The sequence below is a fragment of the Streptomyces sp. NPDC097107 genome (genome assembly GCF_044762405.1).
Classification (GTDB): Bacteria; Actinomycetota; Actinomycetes; order Streptomycetales; family Streptomycetaceae; genus Streptomyces; species Streptomyces thinghirensis.
Genome location: NZ_JBIWEF010000007.1, coordinates 287,756 through 310,169, shown reverse-complemented (window position 1 = coordinate 310,169; position 22,414 = coordinate 287,756). Strand labels below are relative to the sequence as shown.

Below are 22,414 nucleotides of genomic sequence, written 5' to 3'. Positions count from 1 at the left end.
GCTCCCCTGGTCTGGGCACATACGTGCAGCACGCGAGTGGCCCACCGACCGCTTCCGGAACTCCGGGTGGTGGTGGGCTGCCCGCGACACCTATCGACGGTGCGCGACGCTCCTGGAACCCGCTGAGGGTTCCGGCCGGGTGTTCCGTTCTGACTGCACGGGACTCGGCACTCCGGGCGATTCTACAGGCTGCTCAGGACCGCTTGCGACCGAGGTGCCCGCGGGTCCACTCCACCGCGTCCGCGTACCGGGCCTCGGCGCCGTGCCGGGTCGGGGTGTAGTACGTGCGGTCCTTCAGCTCGTCCGGGGCGTACTGCTGGGCGGCGATGCCCTCCGGCAGGTCGTGCGGGTACACGTACCCCTGCCCGTGTCCGAGCTTTCCCGCGCCCTTGTAGTGGCTGTCGCGCAGGTGCGAGGGGACCGGTCCGGCATGTCCCTTGCGTACGTCGTCCAGGGCGGCGCCGATGGCGGTGGTCGCGGCGTTGGACTTGGGGGCGAGGGCCAGGGCGATGGTGGCGTGGCTGAGGGTGAGGCCGGCCTCGGGGAAGCCGATCATGGCGACGGCCTGGGCGGCGGCGACGGCGATCGGCAGCGCGTTCGGATCGGCCAGGCCGATGTCCTCGCTGGCGGAGATCATCAGACGCCGCGCGATGAAGCGGGGGTCCTCGCCCGCCTCGATCATCCGGGCCAGGTAGTGCAGGGCGGCGTCCACGTCGGAGCCGCGGATGGACTTGATCAGGGCACTGGCGACGTCGTAGTGCTGGTCGCCGTCGCGGTCGTACTTCACCGCGGCCCGGTCGACCGTCTCCTCCAGCGTGGTCAGGCCGATCTCCGTCTCGCCCTTGTCCAGCGCGGCCCCGGCGGCGGCCTCCAGCGCGGTCAGCGCACGGCGGGCGTCACCGCCGGCGATGCGCAGCAGGTGCTCCTCGGTGTCCTCGGGGAGGCCGACGGCCTCCTTCAGGCCGCGCTCGTCGGTCAGGGCCCGGCGGACCAGGTCCCGGACGTCGTCGTCGGTGAGGGGTTCCAGGGTGAGGAGGAGGGAGCGGGAGAGCAGGGGGGAGATCACCGAGAAGTACGGGTTCTCGGTGGTGGCGGCGATCAGGGTGACCCAGCGGTTCTCGACGGCCGGGAGCAGGGAGTCCTGCTGGGCCTTGCTGAAGCGGTGGATCTCGTCGAGGAAGAGGACGGTCTCCTTGCCGTATCCCCCGACCGCGCGGCGAGCGCCGTCGATGACCGCGCGGACCTCCTTGACGCCCGCGGTGATCGCCGACAACTCCACGAAGCGCTTGTTGGTGGCCTTGGAGACGACGTACGCCAGGGTGGTCTTGCCGGTCCCCGGCGGGCCCCAGAGGATGACCGAGGAGGGCCCCGCGGGGCCGGAGCCGCCCTCGCCGACCAGCCGGCGCAGGGGGGATCCGGGCTTGAGCAGGTGCTGCTGGCCGACGACCTCGTCGAGGGTGCGCGGGCGCATCCGCACGGCGAGGGGGCTGCCGGTCGGGTCCTTCTCCTGGCGTTCTTCTGCTGCGGCGGTGAACAGGTCGGGCTCCACGTTCTGAACCCTAAATGACGGCGCTGACAACGCGGCGGGCGCGGTGCGCGGAGGGCGACCGCCGGCCCGTCAGCTGGTCCAGAAGTCCCACCAGCGGGTCAGGACCATCATGCCGATGATGCCGGTGTGCAGTACCGGCAGGACCCAGGTGAACTCGCCGAAGAAGGCCTTGAGCCAGTTCGGCGCGGGCAGGAAGCCCTTGCGGACGTTGAAGGACGTCACGTACCAGAACATCACGATCGTCGCGACCCAGGCCAGGCAGCACCACAGGCACAGCGCGTTGATCCGGTACAGCGACTGGAACTGCAGCCAGGTGCAGAACCCGACGCCGAAGAGCGTGCCCGCGTTGAAGGTGAGCCAGTACCAGCGCGGGAAACGCGCTCGCGCCAGCAGGCTCATGCCGACACAGACGACGATGCCGTAGGTGACCAGGCCGAGCATCGGATTGGGGAAGCCGAAGACGGCCGCCTGGTCGCTCTCCATGACGCTGCCGCAGGAGACGACGGGGTTGAGGCTGCACCCGGGGGTGAACGTCTCACCGGCGACCTTGGCCTCGAGCAGCTTGAACTTGTCGAGCGTGATGACCCAGGCGGCGAGCACTCCGGCCGCGCCCGTGATCACCAGCAGCAGGGCGAGGGCACGGCTGCCGCCCTCGGCGCGCGGTGCTCCGGCGGTGGGTTCCGGCGCGGGCTCTGCCACGGTGGAGACGTCCTTCACTGTCGTCTTGCTCATCACGCCGATTCCGTCACTTGAGTCGGACCTGCTTCGGGCAGGGCCATTGTGCCGCACGGACCTGTATGGCCACGGTTCGATGAACATAAGAACGCACCGGTGATCGCCCTGGAGTGGCGTATTCCGGCCGATGTCCGTTCCCCGGGGGCACACGCGAGCGAACGCGCGCGCCCCTGGGGACGGCGGGACGTACAGAGCTGCTAGCCGAGCCTCGACTCCAGCTCGGCGACGATCTCGTTCACGCCGATCGCCGCCTGCTCGCCGGACTCCATGTCCTTGAGCTGGACGACGCCTTCGGCCAGGTCGCGCTCGCCCAGCACCAGGGCGTAGCGCGCACCCGAGCGGTTGGCCGCCTTCATCGCGGCCTTCAGGCCCTTGCCGCCGTAGGAGAAGTCGGCGGCGACGCCGTTCTTGCGCAGCTCGGTGACCTTGGCGAAGAGGATCCGGCGGGCCTCCTCGCCGAGCGGTACCGCGAAGACGGAGGTGACCGACGGGACGTCCAGTCCGATGCCCTCCGCCTCCAGGGCGAGGACGGTGCGGTCGACGCCGAGGGCCCAGCCCACGGACGGCAGGGACGGGCCGCCGATCATCTCGGAGAGTCCGTCGTAGCGGCCGCCGCCGCCCACCGCGGACTGGGAACCCAGCCCGTCGTGGACGAACTCGAAGGTCGTGCGGGTGTAGTAGTCGAGCCCACGCACCAGCTTCGGGTCGTCCTCGAACACCACGCCGGCCGCGGTGATCAGCTCGCGCACCTCCTCGTGGTACGCCTTGCAGGCGTCGCACAGGTAGTCGCGCAGCAGCGGGGCGTCGGTCAGCTGCTTCTGCACGTCCGGGCGCTTGTCGTCCAGGACGCGCAGCGGGTTGATGTCCGCGCGGCGCAGCGTCTCCTCGTCCAGGTCCAGGCCGCGCAGGAAGTCCTGGAGCGCGGCGCGGTAGACCGGGCGGCACTCCTGGTCGCCGAGGGAGTTGAGCAGGATGCGGAACTTCTGCAGGCCCAGCGAGCGGTACGACTGGTCGGCGAGGATGATCAGTTCGGCGTCCAGCGCCGGGTCCTCGGCGCCGATCGCCTCGGCGCCGACCTGCGAGAAGTGGCGGTAACGGCCCTTCTGCGGGCGCTCGTAGCGGTACTGCGAGCCCGAGTACCAGACCTTCACCGGCAGGTTGCCCGCCTTGTGCAGGTTGGCCTCCAGGACCGCGCGCAGCACGGGGGCCGTCGTCTCCGGGCGCAGGGCGAGCCGGTCGCCGCCCCTGGTCTCGAAGACGTACATCTCCTTGGTCACGATGTCGGTGGACTCGCCGACACCGCGCGCGAAGAGCTCGACGTTCTCGAAACCGGGCGTCTCGATGTAGCCGTAGCCGGAGTTGCGCAGCGGGGCGGCGATCGCCTCGCGGACCGCCAGGTACTTGGCGGAGTCCGGCGGCAGCAGGTCGTACGTGCCCCTGGGGGCCTTGAAGGTGCTCACGGGAGGTCTCTCGTCACATTCCTCGTCGGGGAGCCCGGGGAGCTCCCTGGCCCGCCGCCACCTGCCGCAGATACGGGTTGGTGGCGCGCTCCTGGCCGATGGTCGTCTGGGGGCCGTGTCCGGACAGCACCACGGTCGAGTCGTCGAGCGGCAGGCACACGCGTGCCAGCGATTCGAGCATGTCGTCCATGGAGCCACCGGGGAAGTCGGTGCGTCCGATGGAGCCGGCGAACAGCAGGTCGCCCGAGAACATGACCGGCGGGATGTCCGCCGCCTCGGGCAGGCCGAAGGTCACCGACCCCTTGGTATGGCCCGGCGCGTGCGCGACGGTCAGCTCCAGGCCGGCCAGCTCCAGCTTCGCGCCGTCGGTCAGCTCCCTGACGTCGTCCGGCTCCCCGACGGTCAGCTCGCCCATGAGCGGCATGCCGATGGTGCGGCCGATCCCCTTCTCGGGATCGCTCATCATGAAGCGGTCGTCGGGGTGGATCCAGGCCGGCACGTCGTGCGCGCCGCAGACCGGGACGACCGAGGCCACATGGTCGATGTGGCCGTGGGTGAGGACGACGGCGACAGGCTTGAGCCGATGCTTCCTGATCGCTTCCCCGACTCCCGGGGCCGCCTGATGGCCAGGGTCGATGATCACGCACTCCTCACCGGCGGCGGGGGCGACGAGATAGCAGTTCGTCCCCCAGGCCCCGGCGGGGAACCCGGCAATGAGCACGATCGTCCTTCGTTTGTGTCGGTACGGGTGGGCTTGCGAACGGACCGCGCCCATGGTCAGAGCCTACCGGCGGTGCCGATTCCTCAGCGAACCCATATACGGTACGGGGCTACACGCCCACGGTCGGCTCATCGCACCCACGCGTACCGGTCGGCACACGAAGACGCATGAGGAGAGAACCCGGTGGTCACCCAGGAGCAGCGGCGGCGTCAGCTCGCCCGGGAGAAGTTCTTGCGGCAGCAGCAGCGCCGCACCTCGGCGCGACGCAAGGCGCGCATGCGCAACGCCGCGATCGCGTCGGTGCTCGGCGTGATTCTGATCGGCAGCGTCGCGCTGTACACGACCGGGGTGGTCCTGGACGACGGCGACAGCAAGACGAACGCGAACGCGGAGGCCACCCCGAGCCCCTCGGCGAGCAGCAAGGCGTCGGACCCGTGCGAGAAGCCGGCCGAGGGCAAGGTCAAGACGCAGACCTGGAAGAAGGAACCTGCGATGACCATCGACAAGTCCGCGAAGTACACGATGAAACTGGCGACGACCTGCGGCGACATAGACATCGCGCTGAAGACGTCGGCGGCGCCGCACACCGTCAACTCGTTCAACTTCCTGGCCGGCAAGGGCTTCTTCGACCACACGCCGTGCCACCGGCTGACCACCAACGGGATCTACGTGCTCCAGTGCGGCGACCCGACGGGGCAGGGCAACGGCGGTCCGGGCTACAACATCCCGGACGAGAACCTGAAGGACAAGAGCCTGAAGGAGAACACCTACCCGGCGGGCACGGTGGCGATGGCCAACACCAGTCAGCCGAACACCGGCGGCAGCCAGTTCTTCCTCGTGTACCAGAACAGCCCGCTGCCCCCCAGTTACACGCCGTTCGGCACCATCTCGGACGAGGGAATGACGGTGTTGAAGAAGATCGCCGCCGCGGGCGAGAGCACCGGCGCGGGCGACGGAGCACCCAACGCGACGGTCGTGATCGACAAGGCCACGGTCACGAAATCCTGACCCTCATCAGCGAAGTTCGGTCGCGCGGGATGCGGACAGGCCCCCCGCCGGTCGCCTATGTTGGCCGTGACGAAACTGTGGACGATGCCCGGGGGTAGCGAAGCCCTCCGCAGGCATCATGTGGAGGAGGCGCTGTGAGCAGCGACCCGTGGGGCCGCGTCGATGAGACGGGGACCGTGTACGTGCGTACGGCCGACGGCGAGCAGGTCGTCGGTTCCTGGCAGGCGGGCTCCCCCGAGGAGGCGCTGGCCTACTTCGAACGCAAGTACGAAGGCCTGGTTGTCGAGATCGGCCTCCTCGAGAAGCGAGTGAAGACCACCGACCTGTCGGCGAAGGACGCCCAGACCGCCGTCGACCACCTGCGGGAACAGGTCGACGCGCACCACGCGGTGGGCGACCTGGACGCACTGCGGGCCCGGCTGGACAAGCTCGTCGCACTGGTGGAAAAGCGCCGCGCGGAGCGCAAGGCGCAGCGGGCGAAGCAGTCCGACGAGGCGCGCGGCGCCAAGGAGGCGCTGGTCGCCGAGGCCGAGGAGCTGGCGCAGTCCGACCAGTGGCGGGCGGCCGGTGAGCGGCTGCGGTCCCTGGTGGACACCTGGAAGGGCCTGCCGCGCCTGGACCGCAAGTCCGACGACGAGCTGTGGCACCGCTTCTCGCACGCGCGCTCGGCGTTCTCCAAGCGCCGCAAGCAGCACTTCGCGCAGCTGGACGCGCAGCGCGAGGAGGCGCGGCGGACCAAGGAACGGCTGGTCGGCGAGGCCGAGGCGCTGTCGAGCTCGACGGACTGGGGGCCGACGGCCGCGCGCTACCGCGACCTGATGTCCGAGTGGAAGGCAGCGGGTCGCGCTCAGCGCGAGCACGAGGACGACCTGTGGAACCGCTTCCGCGGCGCCCAGGACGTGTTCTTCGCCGCCCGCAGCTCGGTCTTCGCCGAGCGGGACGCCGAGCAGACGGAGAACCTCAAGCTCAAGGAGGAGCTGGCCGGGGAGGCCGAGAAGCTCCTGCCGGTCACCGACCTGAAGGCGGCCCGGGCCGCGTTCCGCGCGGTGAACGAGCGTTGGGAGGCCATCGGCCATGTGCCGCGCGACGCCCGTCCGAAGGTCGAGGGACGGATGCACGCGGTCGAGCGGGCGCTCCAGGAGGCCGAGGAGACCGAGTGGCGCCGGACCAACCCGGAGGCACGCGCGCGTGCCGAGGGTCTGACCGGTCAGCTCCAGGCTGCCGTGGACAAGCTGCGCTCGCAGATCGAGCAGGCCCGCGCCCAGGGCAACAACGCGAAGGCCGACAAGCTGGAGCGTGAGCTGGAGGGCCGGCAGGCGCTGCTGGACCAGGCCCTGAAGGGTCTGCACGAGTTCGGCGGCTGACACCGCGCGTACACGCAGAGGGGCTCCCGCACACGCCGTACGGGAGCCCCTCTGCCTGTGTGACGGCCGCTACGACGGCCTGCGCGCCGACGTCACCCGGTACACGTCGTAGACGCCCTCGACGCCCCGTACGGCCTTCAGGACGTGCCCGAGGTGCTTCGGGTCGCCCATCTCGAAGGTGAAGCGCGAGGTGGCGACGCGGTCGCGGGAGGTCTGGACGGCCGCGGAGAGGATGTTGACGTGCTGGTCGGACAGCACGCGTGTGACGTCCGACAGCAGCCGGGAGCGGTCCAGGGCCTCGACCTGGATGGCGACCAGGAAGACGGAGGACTGGCTGGGGGCCCACTCGACCTCGAGGATGCGCTCGGGCTCGCGGGACAGCGAGTCCACGTTCACGCAGTCGCTGCGGTGAACCGATACGCCGCTGCCGCGGGTGACGAAGCCGATGATCGGGTCGCCGGGAACGGGCGTGCAGCAGCGAGCCAGTTTGATCCACACGTCGTCGACGCCCTTGACGACGACGCCCGGATCGGCATTGGTCCGGCGTTTGCGGCCGCGACCGTGGGCCGGCGGGACCGACTCGTCGATCTCCTCGGTGGCGGCCTCCTCGCCGCCGAGCGCCTGCACCAGTTTCTGCACGATGTTCTGCGCGGAGACATGGCCCTCGCCGATCGCCGCGTACAGCGCGGAGATGTCCGAGTAGCGCATCTCGTGGGCGAGCGTGACCAGGGAGTCGCCGGTCAGGATGCGCTGGATCGGCAGGTTCTGCTTGCGCATGGCGCGGACGATGGAGTCCTTGCCCTGCTCGATCGCCTCGTCGCGGCGCTCCTTGGAGAACCAGGCGCGGATCTTGTTGCGGGCGCGCGGCGACTTCACGAAGCCGAGCCAGTCGCGGGAGGGCCCCGCGCCGGCCGCCTTGGAGGTGAAGACCTCCACCAGGTCGCCGTTGTCCAGGGTGGACTCCAGCGGGACGAGGCGGCCGTTGACCCGTGCGCCTATGGTGCGGTGGCCGACCTCGGTGTGCACCGCGTACGCGAAGTCCACGGGGGTGGCGCTCGCGGGCAGCGCTATGACGTCGCCCTTGGGGGTGAAGACGAAGACCTCGTTGCGGGAGAGGTCGAAGCGCAGGGACTCCAGGAACTCGCCGGGGTCCTCGGTCTCCTTCTGCCAGTCGAGGAGCTGGCGCAGCCACGCCATGTCGTTGAGGTGGTCGTCCTTGCCCTTGCCGGACGACTTCGGCGCGTCGGTGCGGACCTTGGAGGCGCCGGCGACGGCCTCCTGCTTGTACTTCCAGTGCGCGGCGATGCCGTACTCGGCGCGGCGGTGCATGTCGAAGGTGCGGATCTGCAGCTCGACCGGCTTGCCGTTGGGCCCGATGACCGTCGTGTGCAGCGACTGGTACATGTTGAACTTGGGCATCGCGATGTAGTCCTTGAACCGGCCGGGGACCGGGTTCCATCGCGCGTGCACGGTGCCGAGCGCCGCGTAGCAGTCGCGGACGGTGTCCACGAGGACGCGGATGCCCACCAGGTCGTAGATCTCCGCGAAGTCACGGCCGCGGACGATCATCTTCTGGTAGACGCTGTAGTAGTGCTTGGGGCGGCCGGTGACGGTCGCCTTGATGCGGGCCGCCCGCAGGTCCTGCTGGACCTCGTCGGTGACGATGGCGAGGTACTCGTCGCGCTTGGGGGCGCGCTCGGCGACCAGGCGGACGATCTCGTCGTACATCTTGGGGTAGAGGATCGCGAAGGCGAGGTCCTCCAGCTCCCACTTGATGGTGTTCATGCCCAGCCGGTGGGCGAGCGGCGCGTAGATCTCCAGGGTCTCGCGCGCCTTCTTCTCCTGCTTCTCGCGCTTGAGATAGCGCATGGTGCGCATGTTGTGCAGGCGGTCGGCGAGCTTGATGACCAGGACGCGCGGGTCCTTCGCCATGGCGACGACCATCTTGCGCACGGTCTCGGCCTGCGCGGCCTCGCCGAACTTCACCTTGTCGAGCTTGGTGACGCCGTCGACGAGGAGGGTGACCACGTCGCCGAAGTCGCGGCGCAGGTCCTCGAGGCCGTACTCGGTGTCCTCGACGGTGTCGTGCAGGAGACCGGCCATCAGCGTGGCCGGATCCATGCCCAGCTCGGCGAGGATGGTGGTGACGGCGAGCGGATGCGTGATGTACGGGTCGCCGCTCTTGCGCTTCTGGCCGCGGTGCCAGCGTTCGGCGACCTGGTAGGCGCGCTCGATCTGGCGCAGGGTCGCCGTCTCGATCTTGGGGTCGTTGCTGCGCACTATCCGCAGCAGCGGCTCCAGGACCGGGTTGTACGGGTTGGCGCGCTGCACGCCGAGGCGGGCGAGGCGGGCGCGGACGCGGTTGGAGGAGCCGGAGCGGGCGGGCTGCCCGGAGGGCGCGCGGACCACGGGCGCGTTCCGTTCGCGCTCGGGCGGGATCGGCTTGGGACGCGGCTGCTGATCGGCCGGCTTGTCGACGGGCGCGGCCGGGGCGTGCTGGATCGGCCCGCGGGTGTCGTTCTTCGCCTGTGGCGAACTGGGCGCGGGTTTCGCCGCGGGCGCCGAGGCGGGCTCGGGCTTGGCGGCGGTCAGTGGCTGGGCCTCATCTGGCAAGAGGACTCCTCGTGCGCGATCCGGGTCCCCCGGTCAGGCTCCGGAAACCCCATGGTAGCGATCCTGCGCTCCGGGATCGCATTCCGGCCACTGTGAGGGCCGTCAACCCGAGAAACGCGTGAGGCGGGCGCCGGATTCCTCCGGGCCCGCCTCCGCTGTGCGACGAGGGTTGTCAGACCGTGAGCAGCGCCCGCAGCGGCGCCCCGGCGAGGGCCGGCTCCAGGCGGGCCCGGCCGCCGAGGAAGCCCAGCTCCATCAGGACGGCGAGACCCGCGACCCGCGCGCCAGCCCGGCGGATGAGCTCCAGCGAGGCCTCGGCGGTGCCGCCGGTGGCGAGGACGTCGTCGACGACCAGCACCCGGTCACCGGCGGCCAGGTCCTCGGCGTGCACCTCGATCTCCGCCGAGCCGTACTCCAGCTCGTACGCCTGGCTGAGGGTGGCTCCGGGGAGCTTGCCCGCCTTGCGTACGGGGATGAAGCCGAGGCCGGCCCTCAGCGCCACCGGGGCGCCGAGGATGAAGCCGCGGGCCTCCAGGCCGACGACCTTGGTGGCACCGGTGTGCTCGGCGACCTCCGCGAGCGCGTCGGTCAGTGCGGTGAACGCGGCCGGGTCGGCCAGGAGCGGGGTGATGTCCTTGAACACCACGCCCGGCTCCGGGTAGTCCGCCACATCCCGGATACGGCTGAGCAGCAGCTCCGTGACGTCGGTCGTCCCGGTCATCGGCGCTTCCCCGAGGGTCGGCCACGGCCCCTGTTACGGGACGCCGGCTGGTTGCGGGGGCCGACGACCGCGGGCGCCGCGTCCTCGGGCTCGTCGGCGGCGTCGTCATCGTCGGCGTAGCGCTCCTCGTCGACGGCGTTCTCCGCGGGCTCGCCCTTGGCCGCGGCCTGGGCGCGCTTGGCGAGGACGCGCTTCTTGAGCGCCTTCATCTGCGGCTCGGCCTCCTTGAGGTCGGCGACGAGCGGCGTGGCGATGAAGATCGACGAGTACGCGCCCGCGGCGAGGCCGACGAACAGCGACAGCGAGATGTCGTTGAGCATGCCGGCGCCGAGGACACCGCCGCCGATGAACAGCAGACCCCCCACCGGCAGCAGCGCGACCACCGTGGTGTTGATGGAGCGGACCAGGGTGCTGTTGATCGAACGGTTGGCGATCTCGCCGTAGGTCCAGCGGGTCTGTTTGGTGATGTCTCTCGTCTGCTCCTTGAGACTGTCGAAGACCACGACCGTGTCGTAGAGCGAGTAACCGAGGATCGTGAGCAGACCGATCACCGTGCCCGGTGTGACCTCGAACCCGACGAGGGCGTAGATACCCACCGTGATGGTGATGTCGTGGATCAGCGCGACGAACGCGGCGAGCGCCATGCGCCACTCGAACGCGATCGCCAGGTAGATCACCACCAGGACCATGAAGATCCCCAGGCCCTGCCAGGCCTTGTTGGCGATCTGATCACCCCAGCTGGGCCCGACCAGGTCGGCGTTGATCCTCTCCGCCGGGACGTCCAGGTCCTTGGCCAGCTCTCCCTTGATCTGGTCCGACTTCGCGGTGTCGGTGCCCGCGATCTGGATGCGGAGGCTGCCGTCGCCGAGCTTCTGGACGATCGCGTCGTGGCCGGAGGCCTCTTCCGCGTAGGTCTCGGCCTGGGAGACCGAGGCGCTCATGTTCTTCGGGGTGGTGAAGACCGCGCCGCCCTGGAACTCGATGCCCATGTGCAGGCCGCGCACCGCCAGGCCGACGATGGCCGTGATGGTGATGAGGATGGAGATGCCGTACCAGAGCTTGCGGTTCTTGACGAAGTCGTAACCGATCTCACCGTGGTGCAGCCGGGCGCCGAGGTTGCCGAGCTTTCCCATCTCACGCCTCCTTCGGGTCGACGTGGCCGGCGGGACGGGCGGGGCGGCGGGTGCGGCGCAGCGGCGGCTTGGCACCCAGGCTCTTCGGGTCGAGGCCGGACCACTTGTGACCGCTCGCGAAGAACCTGCGCCGGGCCATCAGCGTCAGCAGCGGCTTGGTGAAGAGGAACACCACCACCACGTCGAGCAGCGTGGTCAGGCCCAGGGTGAACGCGAAGCCCTGCACCTTGCCGACGGTGACGACGAAGAGCACCGCCGCGGCGAGGAACGACACGAAGTCGGAGACCAGGATGGTGCGCCGGGCACGCGGCCAGGCCCGCTCGACGGCGGGTCGCAGCGAGCGTCCTTCCCGGATCTCGTCACGGACGCGTTCGAAGTACACGATGAACGAGTCCGCCGTGATGCCGATGGCGACGATGGCACCGCACACGGCCGGCAGGTTCAGCGCGAAGCCGATGGTCGGGCCGAGCAGCGACATGATCACGTACGTGAGACCCGCGGAGACCAGCAGCGAGGCGACGGCGATGAACGACAGGCCGCGGTAGTAGACCAGCAGGTAGAGGATGACCAGGGCGAGGCCGATCGCGCCGGCGATCAGACCCGCCTCGAGCTGGTCACCGCCGAGCGCGGCGGTGACGGTGGTGACGCTGTCCTCCTTGAACGTCAGCGGCAGAGCACCGTAGGACAGCATGTTGGCGAGGCCCTGGGCCTCCTCCTGGTCGAAGCTGCCGGAGATCTCCGCGCTGCCCCCGGTGAGCGCCTGGCTGACGTACGGGTCGGAGACGACCTCGTTGTCCAGGACGATGGCGAACTGGTTCTGCGGGGACTGGTTCTGCGCCAGCTTGCCGGTGATGTCCGCGAACTTCTTGGCGCCGCCGTCCGTGAACTTCATCGTCACGGTCCAGCCGGCGGCGGTCTGCGTGTTGAAGACGGCCTCGGAACTGTCGACGTCCGTACCGTCGACCGCGGCGGGGCCCAGGACGTACTTCTGCCACTGGCCTTGCGCGTTCTGGCCGCAGGCCACCATCGAGTCGCCCTGCTTGGCGCCGTCGCCCGCCTTGGCCCGGGCCGCCGCGTCGGTGCAGTCCAGTGCGGCGTACTCGGCCTGGAGCTTGGCGTTCGCGTCGTCTCCGGGGGCGCTGGCGCTCGGGGACGGGGAGGCGCCGTCGGAGGCCCCGCCGGACGGGCTGGGGTCGGCCTTCAGGGCGTCGCTGGCCGCGCGGCCCTGGGGGCTGGAGTCCGCCGAGGGGGAGCCGGAGGGCGCGTCGCTCGCCTTGTCCCCGTCGGTGGCCTCGTCCTGGTCGGCCGCGCCGTCCGTGGCCTTGTCGGTCGCCTCGCCGGTCGCCTTGTCCGAGGCGTTGCCGGTGGCGCTCGGCGAGGGGGTGCCGGTCGCGTTCGCGCCGGAGAGCTCGGTGGCGAGGACCGGACGGAAGTAGAGCTTGGCGGTGGTGCCGACCTGCTGCCGCGCTTCCTCGGAGTTGGTGCCCTTGGGGATGTTGACGATGATGTTCCGGTCGCCCTGGGTCTGCACCTCGGCCTCGGAGACACCCAGACCATTGACGCGGCGCTCCATGATCTCGACCGCGGTGTCCATGTTGGTCTTGTTGATCGCGGACTCCTGGCCCGCCTCCGGAACAGCGCGGAGCGTGATGCTGGTGCCGCCGGCCAGGTCGATGCCGAGACGCGGAGTCGTGTGTCCGGCGGCGAACATGCCCCCGGTGAGCGCCACGATGGCGATCAGAATCAGGGCCAGCGAGCGCCCGGGCCTACTCTGAGCGCTCGCATTCTTTCCCTTTTTAGGTGCTACCACCTTTGCGTACTCCCTCTCGGGCCGCTTCGCGCCGGGTAGGCGTCACCGGCGGCCATCACATGGTGTCCGGATCCGTGCGAGCCGCGCGACACACGGGGCACGCGGGTACGACCCGCGCACCCCGGGACACGGCTACTTCGCCTCGGAACCGCCGTCGGTCTTCTTCGGCTGCTCGTCGGTCTTCGCCTCGGCGGGCGCGGCGTCGACGGTCGGCTCGGCCGGCTCGTCGTCCGCGTCCTTCTTGCCGAGGTCGACGGGCTTGTCGTCGGAGGCGGCGGCAGCGTCGTCGGCGGAGGCGTCGGTCTCGGTGAGGGAGGAGGCGTCGTCCGGCACGACGTCGGCGTCGGACTTCAGGTCGTGCTCGATGCCGTGGACGATGCGGTTGTACTCGTCGTCGGTGAGGACGGCACCGATGGAGTTCTTGGCGAAGAGCAGCTCGACACCCGGGCCGGCGTCGAGGAGGACCGTGTCCTCGTTGACCTCCTTGACCGTGCCGTACATGCCCCCGATGGTGCGGACTCCGGAACCGGGCTGCATCTGGTTCCGCATGTCGGCGGCCTGCTGCTGCTTCTTCTTCGCCGACCGGGTCATCAGGAACATGGCCCCGATGAGCACGATGAACGGGAGGAGGGTCACGAGACTCACGGGTCGGTACTTCCTTCACACGACCGCGATGGTGAGCGGCCTGATGGTTGGGGGTGTGTGCGCCGCCGACAAGGGCGGCATCGGCGGAGTCTAAGCGAGTCCGCGCGCATGGAACAACGCTCAGCATGGCACCGGGGTTCCTGCTCCGGCGAATGTCCTCTTCGTGACGGTGTCGTCACGCCCCGAACAAGTCCCGTTGTCCGTTTCCCGAACTCTGCGAACGCGGCGGGGTGAGGCCGAGGTGCGCCCAAGCGGCCGGGGTCGCCACGCGTCCGCGCGGGGTGCGGGCGAGCAGCCCCTCCCTCACGAGGAAGGGTTCGGCGACCTCTTCCACCGTCTCACGCTCCTCCCCCACGGCGACGGCGAGCGTCGACAGGCCGACGGGACCGCCGCCGAACAGCTTGAGCAGGGCCTCCAGCACACCCCGGTCCAGCCGGTCCAGGCCCCGGGCGTCGACCTCGTAGACCGCGAGGGCGGCCGCGGCGATCTCCTGGGTGATCAGGCCGTCGGCCTTGACCTGGGCGTAGTCGCGGACCCGGCGCAGCAGGCGGTTGGCGATGCGGGGGGTGCCGCGGGAGCGGCCGGCGATCTCGACGGCGCCGGCGGTGTCGATCTCGACGTCGAGCAGGCCCGCAGAGCGGTGGATGACGCGTTCCAGTTCGGCCGGTCCGTAGAACTCCATGTGCGCGGTGAAGCCGAAGCGGTCGCGCAGCGGGGGCGGCAGCAGCCCCGCGCGCGTGGTGGCACCGACCAGGGTGAAGGGCGGCAGCTCCAGGGGGATGGCGGTGGCGCCCGGGCCCTTGCCGACGATGACGTCGACGCGGAAGTCCTCCATCGCCATGTAGAGCATCTCCTCGGCGGGCCTCGACATGCGGTGGATCTCGTCGAGGAAGAGGACTTCGCCCTCCTGGAGGGAGGAGAGGATCGCCGCGAGGTCGCCGGCGTGCTGGATGGCGGGGCCGGAGGTGATGCGGATGGGGGCTTCCATCTCGGCCGCGATGATCATCGAGAGGGTGGTCTTGCCGAGGCCGGGGGCGCCGGAGAGCAGCACGTGGTCGGCGGTCGCCCCGCGCGCGCGTGCGGCGCGCAGCACGAGGTCGAGCTGCTCGCGGACCTTCTCCTGGCCGATGAACTCGCCCAGGTCCTTGGGGCGCAGGGCGGCCTCCACGGCCTGGTCCTCGCCGTCGGCGGACGCACCCACCAGCCGTTCGCCCGCGGCGTCCGTGTCGGTCGTGTCGTCCCAGTTCATGTGGTGTGCCTCGGCTCTCGGGTACGGGCTATCGGGCGCGGTTCAGGGTCTGCAGGGCCGCCTTCAGCAGCTGCCCCACCTGGGGCGTTCCCCCGGCGGCTTCGGCCTGGGGCGCCACCGCGGAGACGGCCTCGTCGGCCTCGCGGGTCGCGTACCCGAGGCCGATGAGGGCCGCGTGCAGCTGGTCGCGCCAGCCGGTGCTGACCGGTGCGCCGACGGCGGGGGCCCCGATGGGCTCGCCGAGCCGGTCCTTCAGTTCCAGGAGCAGCTTCTGCGCGCCCTTCCTGCCGATACCGGGGACGGCGGTGAGCGCCTTCTCGTCGCCCGTGGAGACGGCTCTGCGCAGGGCGTCGGGACTGTGCACGGCGAGCATCGCCTGGGCCAGCCGGGGGCCGACGCCGCTGGCCGTCTGGAGCAGCACGAAGACCTGGCGCTCGTCGTCGTCGGCGAAGCCGTACAGGGTGAGCGAGTCCTCGCGGACGACGAGCGAGGTGGCGAGCTTGGCGGGCTTGCCGATGCGGAGGGTGGAGAGCGTGTTCGGCGTGCACTGGACGGCCATGCCGACGCCGCCGACCTCGACCACCGCGGCGTCGGGGGCGAGGGCGGCGACTGTGCCGCTGACGAAGGCGATCATGTCGTACGGCCTTTCGGTGCGGTCGGGGCTTTCGGGGTTCTCGGGGTTCTCGGGGTTCTCGGGGCTTTCGAGGCGTGCAGGGCCACGGCCTGCTGGAGCCGGTTCTGTGCGGGGGCGCGCCAGATGTGGCAGATGGCGAGCGCGAGGGCGTCGGCGGCGTCGGCGGGCTTGGGCGGTTCGGCGAGCCGCAGCAGCCGGGTGACCATGGCACCGACCTGCGCCTTGTCGGCGCGTCCGCTGCCGGTGACGGCGGCCTTGACCTCGCTGGGGGTGTGCAGGGCGACGGGGATGCCGCGACGGGAGGCGCACAGGATGGCGACGGCGCTGGCCTGGGCGGTGCCCATGACCGTGCGGACGTTGTGCTGGCTGAAGACGCGCTCCACGGCGACGTACTGAGGCCGGTGCTCGTCCAGCCACTGCTCGATGCCCTGCTCGACGGCGACCAGGCGGTGGCCGAGTTCCGCGTTCGCGGCTGTACGGACCACTCCGACGCCGAGCATGGTGAGCGGCCGCCCCGCGACGCCCTCCACGACACCGATGCCGCAGCGGGTCAGCCCCGGGTCCACCCCCAGTACGCGCAACGCACGGCTCCCCTCACATCGATCGCCTGTTTGTGCAGGCTATCGGGTGCCACCGACAACGGCGGCGGGCCGGGGACGTGTCCCCGGCCCGCCGGAATCGTCGTGCGCGCGGCGCCGCTACGCGTCGACCTTCTCCATGACCTCGTCGCTCACGTCGAAGTTGGCGAAGACGTTCTGCACGTCGTCGCTGTCCTCCAGGGCGTCGATCAGCCTGAAGATCTTCCGGGCGCCCTCCTCGTCCAGCTCGACCTGCATGGTCGGAACGAAGTTGGCGTCGGCGGACTCGTAGTCGATGCCCGCGTCCTGGAGGGCGGTGCGGACCGCGACCAGGTCGGTGGCCTCGCTGAGTACCTCGAAGGTCTCGCCGAGGTCGTTGACCTCCTCGGCGCCCGCGTCCAGGACGGCGGCCAGGACGTCGTCCTCGCCCAGCTCGCCCTTGGGGACGATCACGACGCCCTTGCGGTTGAACAGGTACGACACCGAGCCCGGGTCGGCCATGGAGCCGCCGTTGCGGGTCATGGCGACGCGGACGTCGGAGGCGGCGCGGTTGCGGTTGTCGGTGAGGCACTCGATGAGTACCGCGACACCGTTCGGGCCGTAACCCTCGTACATGATCGTCTCGTAGTCGGCGCCGCCGGCCTCGAGGCCACCGCCGCGCTTGACCGCGGAGTCGATGTTCTTGTTCGGGACCGACTGCTTCTTCGCCTTCTGGATGGCGTCGTAGAGCGTCGGGTTGCCCTCGATGTCGACGCCCCCCATGCGGGCCGCGACCTCGATGTTCTTGATCAGCTTCGCGAAGAGCTTGCCGCGCTTGGCATCGATGACGGCCTTCTTGTGCTTCGTCGTGGCCCATTTAGAGTGGCCGGACATCTGCCTGTCTCCTTCGCGTAACCCGTCTTTGAACGAACGAACGCAGGAATCCTACAAGGACTCCGCCGCCCGGTTCGCGCGCACCATGTCGGCGAAGAGGCGGTGCACGCGGTGGTCGCCGGTCAGCTCCGGGTGGAACGACGTGGCCAGAGCGTTGCCCTGGCGGACCGCGACGATGTGGCCCTCGTGCTCGGCGAGCACCTCGGCCGTGGCGCCCACGGACTCCACCCAGGGGGCGCGGATGAAGACGCCCTCCACAGGATCGCCCTCGACGCCCTTGATGTCGACGGCCGCCTCGAAGGACTCGTTCTGCCGTCCGAAGGCGTTGCGCCGCACGATCATGTCGATGCCGCCGACCGTCTCCTGTCCGGAGCGCGGGTCGAGGATCTTGTCGGCCAGCAGGATCATGCCGGCGCAGGTGCCGTAGACGGGCAGGCCGTCCCGCACACGCGCGCGGAGGGGCTCCATCACTCCGAAGAGGACGGCCAGTTTGGAGATGGTGGTGGACTCGCCGCCGGGCAGGACCAGGCCGTCGACCTCGGCGAGTTCTTCGGGGCGCCTGACCGGCCTGGCCACGGCGTCGGCCGTGGCCAGGGCGACGAGGTGCTCCCGTACGTCGCCCTGGAGGGCCAGGACGCCGATGACGGGGGTGTCGCTCATGGATCCGGTGTCCTCGTCCTACCAGCCGCGGTTCGCGTAGCGCTCGGTCTCGGGGAGGGTGTCGCAGTTGATGCCGACCATGGCCTCGCCGAGGTTGCGGGACGCCTCCGCGATGATCTTCGGGTCGTCGTAGAAGGTGGTCGCCTTCACGATGGCGGCGGCGCGCTTGGCCGGGTCGCCGGACTTGAAGATGCCGGAGCCGACGAAGACGCCCTCGGCGCCGAGCTGGCGCATGAGCGCGGCGTCGGCCGGGGTGGCGACACCGCCGGCGGAGAAGAGGACCACGGGGAGCTTGCCCAGCTCGGCGACCTCCCGGACCAGCTCGTACGGGGCGCGCAGCTCCTTGGCGGCGGCGTACAGCTCGTTGTTGTCGTAGCCGCGCAGGCGGGCGATCTCGTTCTTGATCTGGCGCAGGTGGCGGACGGCCTCGACGACGTTGCCGGTACCGGCCTCGCCCTTGGAGCGGATCATCGCGGCGCCCTCGGCGATGCGGCGCAGGGCCTCACCGAGGTTGGTGGCGCCGCAGACGAAGGGGGTGGTGAAGGCGAACTTGTCGCTGTGGTTGACCTCGTCGGCCGGGGTGAGGACCTCGGACTCGTCGATGTAGTCGACGCCGAGGGACTGCAGGACCTGGGCCTCGACGAAGTGGCCGATGCGGGACTTGGCCATCACCGGGATGGAGACCGCGCCGATGATGCCCTCGATCATGTCCGGGTCGGACATCCGGGCCACGCCGCCGTCCTTGCGGATGTCGGCCGGGACCCGCTCCAGGGCCATGACGGCGACGGCGCCCGCGTCCTCGGCGATCTTCGCCTGCTCCGGCGTGACGACGTCCATGATCACGCCGCCCTTGAGCTGCTCGGCCATGCCGCGCTTCACGCGGGCGGTGCCGGTCTCGGGGGTCTGGTTCTCGGAGAGCGTGCTGGACACGGGTACCTCACTGAAGGAAGGGGGTCTGTGCAGCTCCGAGGAAACGCGAACGGACCAGGCCACAGCAAGGGCCAATGGACAGCCGGTGGATCCTTTTGGACGGACCGGGGCGTGGAGCGCCGGCCGGGGCGGCGGGGGACGTCGGCTCTACGCCGCCCTGTCCACCAGGGCCGCCGGCGACTCGTCGTCCATCTCGAAGGCCGGCGGGAAGGGAGCGTGGCCGGCGAGCCGGAACCAGCGGACCTTGCGGTGCTCGCGCAGCCTGCGCGCGGCTCCCACCGCGTCGTTGTGGAAACGCCGGGCCATCGGGACGCGCCGTACGGCCTCGGCCAGCTCGTGGATCGCCTCCTCTCCCCCGGGCGCCTCGCGCAGGACGTCCACCTGCTGCGGGTCGGCGAACACCGCCCGCAGTGCCTGGCTCAGCTCGCTCTCGGCGACCTCCCGGTGCTCCTCCTCGGCCTGCCGGGCGGCGTGCGCGGCCTCGTACAGGACGATGGAGGCGGCCGGGTCGAGCACGCCGGAGGTGGCGAGTTCCTGGGCCACGGACGCCCTGCGCAGCAGCTGCGCGTCGAGGGCGGCGCGGGCGGCGTCGATCCGGGCGTGCAGCCGGTCCAGCCGCCCCGCCGTCCAGCTCAGGTACAGGCCGATCGCCACGAGGACGACCAGGATCCAGATGAGGGTTGCGGTCACGGGGCGCAACCCTACGGGAGCGCTCCGCCGGGTCGGCGGGGTACCTCACGGTGACCGTCGCTGGGGGCTGCCGCCCCCAGGCACCCGCTTCGGCCTGGACGGCCTCGTCCTCGAACACGGGCTGAGGATGTCGGCTGAAGGCCCGGCCTCAGTCCCGCGCCAGGCCGAAGCGTGCCCTCAGTCCCGTCGCCCGGTCGTCCGTCGCCACCGCTGCCGCACCCGCCGTGACCGTCTCGTAGACCGACAGGATGTCCGCGCCGACCGTGGACCAGTCGAAGCGCCGTACGTGGGCGCTGCCCCGTTCCCGCAGGGCGGTGCGGCGCTGTGGGTCCGCGAGGAGCCGTACCGCCGCGTCGGCCAGGGCGTCGGCGTCCTCGTTGGGGAACAGCTCGCCGGCCGCCCCCCGGTCGAGGACCTGGGCGAAGGCGTCCAAATCCGAGGCGAGTACGGGGGCCCCGGCCGACATGGCCTCGACCAGGATGATGCCGAAGCTCTCGCCGCCGGTGTTGGGGGCCACGTACAGGTCGACGCTGCGCAGGAAGCGGGCCTTGTCCTCGTCGCTGACCATGCCGAGGAACTCCACCCGGGAGCGCAGCTCGGCGGGCAGGGAGGCGACGGCCTCCTTCTCGTCGCCGCGCCCGGCGACCACCAGCCGGGCCCCGGGGCGGGCGGCGAGGATCTTCGGCAGCGCCCGCATCAGCACCGGCAGGCCCTTGCGGGGTTCGTCGATGCGCCCTATGAAGCCGATCGTGTCGCCCTGCCACTCGGGCTTCGGCTCGGCACCCGCGAAGAAGTCGACGTCGACGCCGTTGGGGATGACGACCGCGTCCCCGCCGAGGTGCTCGACGAGGGTGCGGCGGGCGTACTCGCTCACCGCGATGCGGGCGCTGATCTTCTCCAGGGCGGCCTGGAGGATCGAGTACGCGGCGATCATCGCGCGGGAACGCGGGTTGGATGTGTGGAAGGTCGCCACGATCGGGCCCTGCGCCGCCCAGCAGGTCAGCAGGCCGAGCGAGGGCGAGGTCGGTTCGTGGATGTGGATGACGTCGAAGGCGCCGTCGTGTAGCCAGCGACGTACCCGGGCCGCCGACAGGAAGCCGAAGTTGAGGCGGGCCACCGAGCCGTTGTACGGGACCGGCACCGCGCGGCCGGCCGAGACGACGTACGGCGGCAGCGGGGTGTCGTCGTCGGCGGGGGCGAGGACGGAGACCTCGTGGCCGAGACGGATGAAGTACTCGGCCAGGTCCCGGATGTGGAACTGGACGCCGCCCGGCACGTCCCAGGAGTACGGGCAGACGATGCCGATTTTCACGAGGCGCCCTGCCCGTCGGCCGCGGCGGGGGCCTTGGCGGGGTCGAGGTCCTTCAGCCACAAGCGCTGGAGCATGTGCCAGTCCTCCGGGTGGTCGGCGATCCCCGTGGCGAAGGCATCGGCCAGCGCCTGTGTCATGACAGACGTCTTCTCGGCCCGGGTACCTGACTCGGGGACCTCGACCGGCGGATGCACCCGGCCTTTCATGACGGGCGAGTCGTCGTACCAGAGCGTCACCGGCAGCAGCCGTGCGCCGGTCTGCAGCGCCAGCAGGGCCGGCCCCGCGGGCATCCGGGCCGTCTCGCCGAAGAAGTCGACCTCCACGCCGGAGGCGGACAGGTCGCGGTCGGCGACCAGGCAGACCAGGCCGCCGTCGCGCAGCCGCCGGGCCAGTGTGCCGAACGCCGTGCCGCCGCTGTGCGGGAGTACCTCCATGCCGAGGCCCTCGCGGTAGGCGACGAAGCGGTCGTAGAGGGTCTCCGGCTTGAGGCGTTCGGCGACCGTGGTGAAGGGGATGCCCAGCTCGGTGGTGACCCAGGCGCCCGCGAGGTCCCAGTTGGCCAGGTGCGGGAGGGCGAGGACCACTCCCTTGCCCGCGTCCATGCCGTCGGTGAGGTGGTGCAGGTCCTCGGCTGCGAAGCCCGACCTGATCCGCCCGGTGCTCCACGCCGGGAGACGGAAGGACTCCATCCAGTAGCGCAGGTACGAGCGCATGCCCGCGCGCGACAGCGCGGCGAGCCGTTCCGGGCTCGCGTCCGGCACCACGCGCGCGTAGTTGCTCTCCAGGCGCCGTACGCCCGCGCCGCGCTGCTTCCAGGCGACGTCCGCGACGGTGCGGCCGAGCCGCACGGCGACCGGCTCGGGAAGCTTCCTCACGGTGCTCCACCCGGCGCCGTACAGGCCGTCGGCCAGCCGGTCCCGAGCGCTCACTTGGCCGCCTCGGTGCCCTGGCTCTCCTGCGCGGCGGCGTCCGCCTCGGCCGCCTCCCGGCGGACCGTGACGACCCGCTGGACGAGCGTGACGAGGCTGCCGACGGCGACGATCCACAGGGCGATCGGCAGGAGGTACTGGATGCCCGGTACCCCGAACTTGTGCAGCCCCGCGAGACCGGCCGCGACCAGCGAGACGACGAGTCGCTCGGCGCGCTCGACCAGCCCGTTGACGGCGACCGGCAGGCCGATCGACTCGCCGCGCGCCTTGGTGTACGACACCACCTGGCCGCTGGCCAGGCAGAAGATCGACACGGCGCACAGCACGATGTCGTCGCCGCCGCCCGCGTACCAGAGGGCGAAGCCGCCGAAGATCGCGCCGTCGGCGACCCGGTCCAGCGTGGAGTCCAGGAAGGCGCCCCAGCGGCTGGAGCGGCCGAGCTGGCGGGCCATGTTGCCGTCGACGAGGTCGGAGAAGACGAAGAGCGTGATCACGACCGTGCCCCAGAAGAGCTCACCCAGGGGGTAGAAGACCAGCGCACCCGCGACCACACCGGCGGTGCCGATCAGCGTGACCGTGTCCGGGCTGACGCCCCGGCGGATGAGAAACGCGGCGAACGGTGTGAGGACACGCGTAAAAAATGCACGCGCGTACTTGTTCAGCATGGCCTTCCCGACGGTCGGTGTGGCCGCGGCCCCTGCTGGCCACCGGCTGGCCCATCGTAGCCACGCGCGCGCGTGGGCGACGGACGGGCACCCTGAGCCCCTGGTGGGCGGCCGGTGGGCGGCGGGATCGGGCCG

General features: G+C 70.7%; 21 protein-coding genes. 2 read left to right on the top strand and 19 right to left on the bottom strand.

Annotated elements, in window-relative coordinates:
* Window positions 1–193: 193 nt before the first annotated feature.
* From ACIQ1J_RS19195 to ACIQ1J_RS19180, 4 genes are all read right to left on the bottom strand, one after another.
* On the bottom strand, window positions 194–1,549 hold the full coding sequence (locus ACIQ1J_RS19195) for a replication-associated recombination protein A (RefSeq protein WP_337306272.1): 1,356 nt from the start codon (window positions 1,547–1,549) through the stop codon (window positions 194–196).
* A gap of 69 nt (window positions 1,550–1,618) precedes the next feature.
* Window positions 1,619–2,281 (bottom strand): vitamin K epoxide reductase family protein, encoded by a 663-nt coding sequence (locus ACIQ1J_RS19190; RefSeq protein WP_210961466.1) that lies wholly within the window; start codon window positions 2,279–2,281, stop codon window positions 1,619–1,621.
* A gap of 200 nt (window positions 2,282–2,481) precedes the next feature.
* Window positions 2,482–3,744: a histidine--tRNA ligase gene (hisS, locus tag ACIQ1J_RS19185; protein WP_403558041.1), complete on the bottom strand. Its 1,263-nt coding sequence runs from the start codon at window positions 3,742–3,744 to the stop codon at window positions 2,482–2,484.
* Window positions 3,745–3,757: 13 nt separating this feature from the next.
* Window positions 3,758–4,465, bottom strand: a complete 708-nt coding sequence (locus ACIQ1J_RS19180) for an MBL fold metallo-hydrolase (RefSeq protein ID WP_210961468.1) — start codon at window positions 4,463–4,465, stop codon at window positions 3,758–3,760.
* Window positions 4,466–4,648: 183 nt separating this feature from the next.
* On the opposite strand from ACIQ1J_RS19180, the gene ACIQ1J_RS19175 reads away from it, so the two are divergent.
* Complete coding sequence (locus ACIQ1J_RS19175) at window positions 4,649–5,473, top strand: peptidylprolyl isomerase (protein WP_403558038.1); 825 nt, start codon at window positions 4,649–4,651, stop codon at window positions 5,471–5,473.
* A 134-nt stretch (window positions 5,474–5,607) separates the two neighbouring features.
* Window positions 5,608–6,837 (top strand): DUF349 domain-containing protein, encoded by a 1,230-nt coding sequence (locus tag ACIQ1J_RS19170; RefSeq protein WP_403558036.1) that lies wholly within the window; start codon window positions 5,608–5,610, stop codon window positions 6,835–6,837.
* A 69-nt stretch (window positions 6,838–6,906) separates the two neighbouring features.
* On the opposite strand, the gene relA is transcribed toward ACIQ1J_RS19170, so the two are convergent.
* The 15 genes from relA to pgsA all read right to left on the bottom strand — a co-directional run bounded on the left by relA (window position 6,907) and on the right by pgsA (window position 22,279).
* Window positions 6,907–9,450, bottom strand: a complete 2,544-nt coding sequence (gene relA / locus ACIQ1J_RS19165) for a GTP pyrophosphokinase (RefSeq protein ID WP_403558034.1) — start codon at window positions 9,448–9,450, stop codon at window positions 6,907–6,909.
* A 172-nt stretch (window positions 9,451–9,622) separates the two neighbouring features.
* Window positions 9,623–10,171: an adenine phosphoribosyltransferase gene (locus ACIQ1J_RS19160; protein ID WP_210961472.1), complete on the bottom strand. Its 549-nt coding sequence runs from the start codon at window positions 10,169–10,171 to the stop codon at window positions 9,623–9,625.
* Window positions 10,168–11,304: a protein translocase subunit SecF gene (gene secF, locus ACIQ1J_RS19155; RefSeq protein WP_403558032.1), complete on the bottom strand. Its 1,137-nt coding sequence runs from the start codon at window positions 11,302–11,304 to the stop codon at window positions 10,168–10,170. Before secF ends, ACIQ1J_RS19160 begins: the two co-directional genes overlap by 4 nt.
* Window position 11,305: 1 nt before the next feature.
* Window positions 11,306–13,114 (bottom strand): protein translocase subunit SecD, encoded by a 1,809-nt coding sequence (gene secD, locus ACIQ1J_RS19150; protein WP_403558030.1) that lies wholly within the window; start codon window positions 13,112–13,114, stop codon window positions 11,306–11,308.
* A gap of 132 nt (window positions 13,115–13,246) precedes the next feature.
* Complete coding sequence (yajC, locus tag ACIQ1J_RS19145; RefSeq protein WP_403558028.1) at window positions 13,247–13,759, bottom strand: preprotein translocase subunit YajC; 513 nt, start codon at window positions 13,757–13,759, stop codon at window positions 13,247–13,249.
* 175 nt (window positions 13,760–13,934) lie between these two features.
* Window positions 13,935–15,008, bottom strand: a complete 1,074-nt coding sequence (gene ruvB, locus ACIQ1J_RS19140) for a Holliday junction branch migration DNA helicase RuvB (RefSeq protein ID WP_403558026.1) — start codon at window positions 15,006–15,008, stop codon at window positions 13,935–13,937.
* Window positions 15,009–15,036: 28 nt separating this feature from the next.
* Window positions 15,037–15,642: a Holliday junction branch migration protein RuvA gene (gene ruvA / locus ACIQ1J_RS19135; RefSeq protein ID WP_403558024.1), complete on the bottom strand. Its 606-nt coding sequence runs from the start codon at window positions 15,640–15,642 to the stop codon at window positions 15,037–15,039.
* Window positions 15,639–16,223 (bottom strand): crossover junction endodeoxyribonuclease RuvC, encoded by a 585-nt coding sequence (ruvC, locus tag ACIQ1J_RS19130; protein ID WP_403558022.1) that lies wholly within the window; start codon window positions 16,221–16,223, stop codon window positions 15,639–15,641. The genes ruvA and ruvC overlap by 4 nt, the downstream gene beginning before the upstream one ends.
* 117 nt (window positions 16,224–16,340) lie before the next feature.
* Complete coding sequence (locus ACIQ1J_RS19125; protein WP_121745926.1) at window positions 16,341–17,093, bottom strand: YebC/PmpR family DNA-binding transcriptional regulator; 753 nt, start codon at window positions 17,091–17,093, stop codon at window positions 16,341–16,343.
* Between the two features lie 51 nt (window positions 17,094–17,144).
* Complete coding sequence (pdxT, locus tag ACIQ1J_RS19120; RefSeq protein WP_210961479.1) at window positions 17,145–17,753, bottom strand: pyridoxal 5'-phosphate synthase glutaminase subunit PdxT; 609 nt, start codon at window positions 17,751–17,753, stop codon at window positions 17,145–17,147.
* 18 nt (window positions 17,754–17,771) lie between these two features.
* Complete coding sequence (gene pdxS, locus ACIQ1J_RS19115; protein WP_121745928.1) at window positions 17,772–18,683, bottom strand: pyridoxal 5'-phosphate synthase lyase subunit PdxS; 912 nt, start codon at window positions 18,681–18,683, stop codon at window positions 17,772–17,774.
* 147 nt (window positions 18,684–18,830) lie between these two features.
* Window positions 18,831–19,373: a hypothetical protein gene (locus ACIQ1J_RS19110; RefSeq protein WP_210961480.1), complete on the bottom strand. Its 543-nt coding sequence runs from the start codon at window positions 19,371–19,373 to the stop codon at window positions 18,831–18,833.
* A 148-nt stretch (window positions 19,374–19,521) separates the two neighbouring features.
* Window positions 19,522–20,685: a glycosyltransferase family 4 protein gene (locus ACIQ1J_RS19105; RefSeq protein ID WP_403558018.1), complete on the bottom strand. Its 1,164-nt coding sequence runs from the start codon at window positions 20,683–20,685 to the stop codon at window positions 19,522–19,524.
* Complete coding sequence (locus ACIQ1J_RS19100) at window positions 20,682–21,614, bottom strand: phosphatidylinositol mannoside acyltransferase (RefSeq protein WP_210961482.1); 933 nt, start codon at window positions 21,612–21,614, stop codon at window positions 20,682–20,684. The genes ACIQ1J_RS19105 and ACIQ1J_RS19100 overlap by 4 nt, the downstream gene beginning before the upstream one ends.
* Complete coding sequence (gene pgsA / locus ACIQ1J_RS19095; protein WP_403558015.1) at window positions 21,611–22,279, bottom strand: phosphatidylinositol phosphate synthase; 669 nt, start codon at window positions 22,277–22,279, stop codon at window positions 21,611–21,613. The genes ACIQ1J_RS19100 and pgsA overlap by 4 nt, the downstream gene beginning before the upstream one ends.
* Window positions 22,280–22,414: the final 135 nt, after the last annotated feature.

Bases quoted from the DNA above. Each gene is read 5' to 3' on its own strand.
- ACIQ1J_RS19190 (WP_210961466.1), bottom strand. From the start codon at position 2,281: ATGAGCAAGACGACAGTGAAGGACGTCTCCACCGTGGCAGAGCCCGCG.
- ACIQ1J_RS19160 (WP_210961472.1), bottom strand. From the start codon at position 10,171: ATGACCGGGACGACCGACGTCACGGAGCTGCTGCTCAGCCGTATCCGG.
- secF (WP_403558032.1), bottom strand. From the start codon at position 11,304: ATGGGAAAGCTCGGCAACCTCGGCGCCCGGCTGCACCACGGTGAGATC.
- ruvB (WP_403558026.1), bottom strand. From the start codon at position 15,008: ATGAACTGGGACGACACGACCGACACGGACGCCGCGGGCGAACGGCTG.
- ruvA (WP_403558024.1), bottom strand. From the start codon at position 15,642: ATGATCGCCTTCGTCAGCGGCACAGTCGCCGCCCTCGCCCCCGACGCC.
- ACIQ1J_RS19125 (WP_121745926.1), bottom strand. From the start codon at position 17,093: ATGTCCGGCCACTCTAAATGGGCCACGACGAAGCACAAGAAGGCCGTC.
- pdxT (WP_210961479.1), bottom strand. From the start codon at position 17,753: ATGAGCGACACCCCCGTCATCGGCGTCCTGGCCCTCCAGGGCGACGTA.
- pgsA (WP_403558015.1), bottom strand. From the start codon at position 22,279: ATGCTGAACAAGTACGCGCGTGCATTTTTTACGCGTGTCCTCACACCG.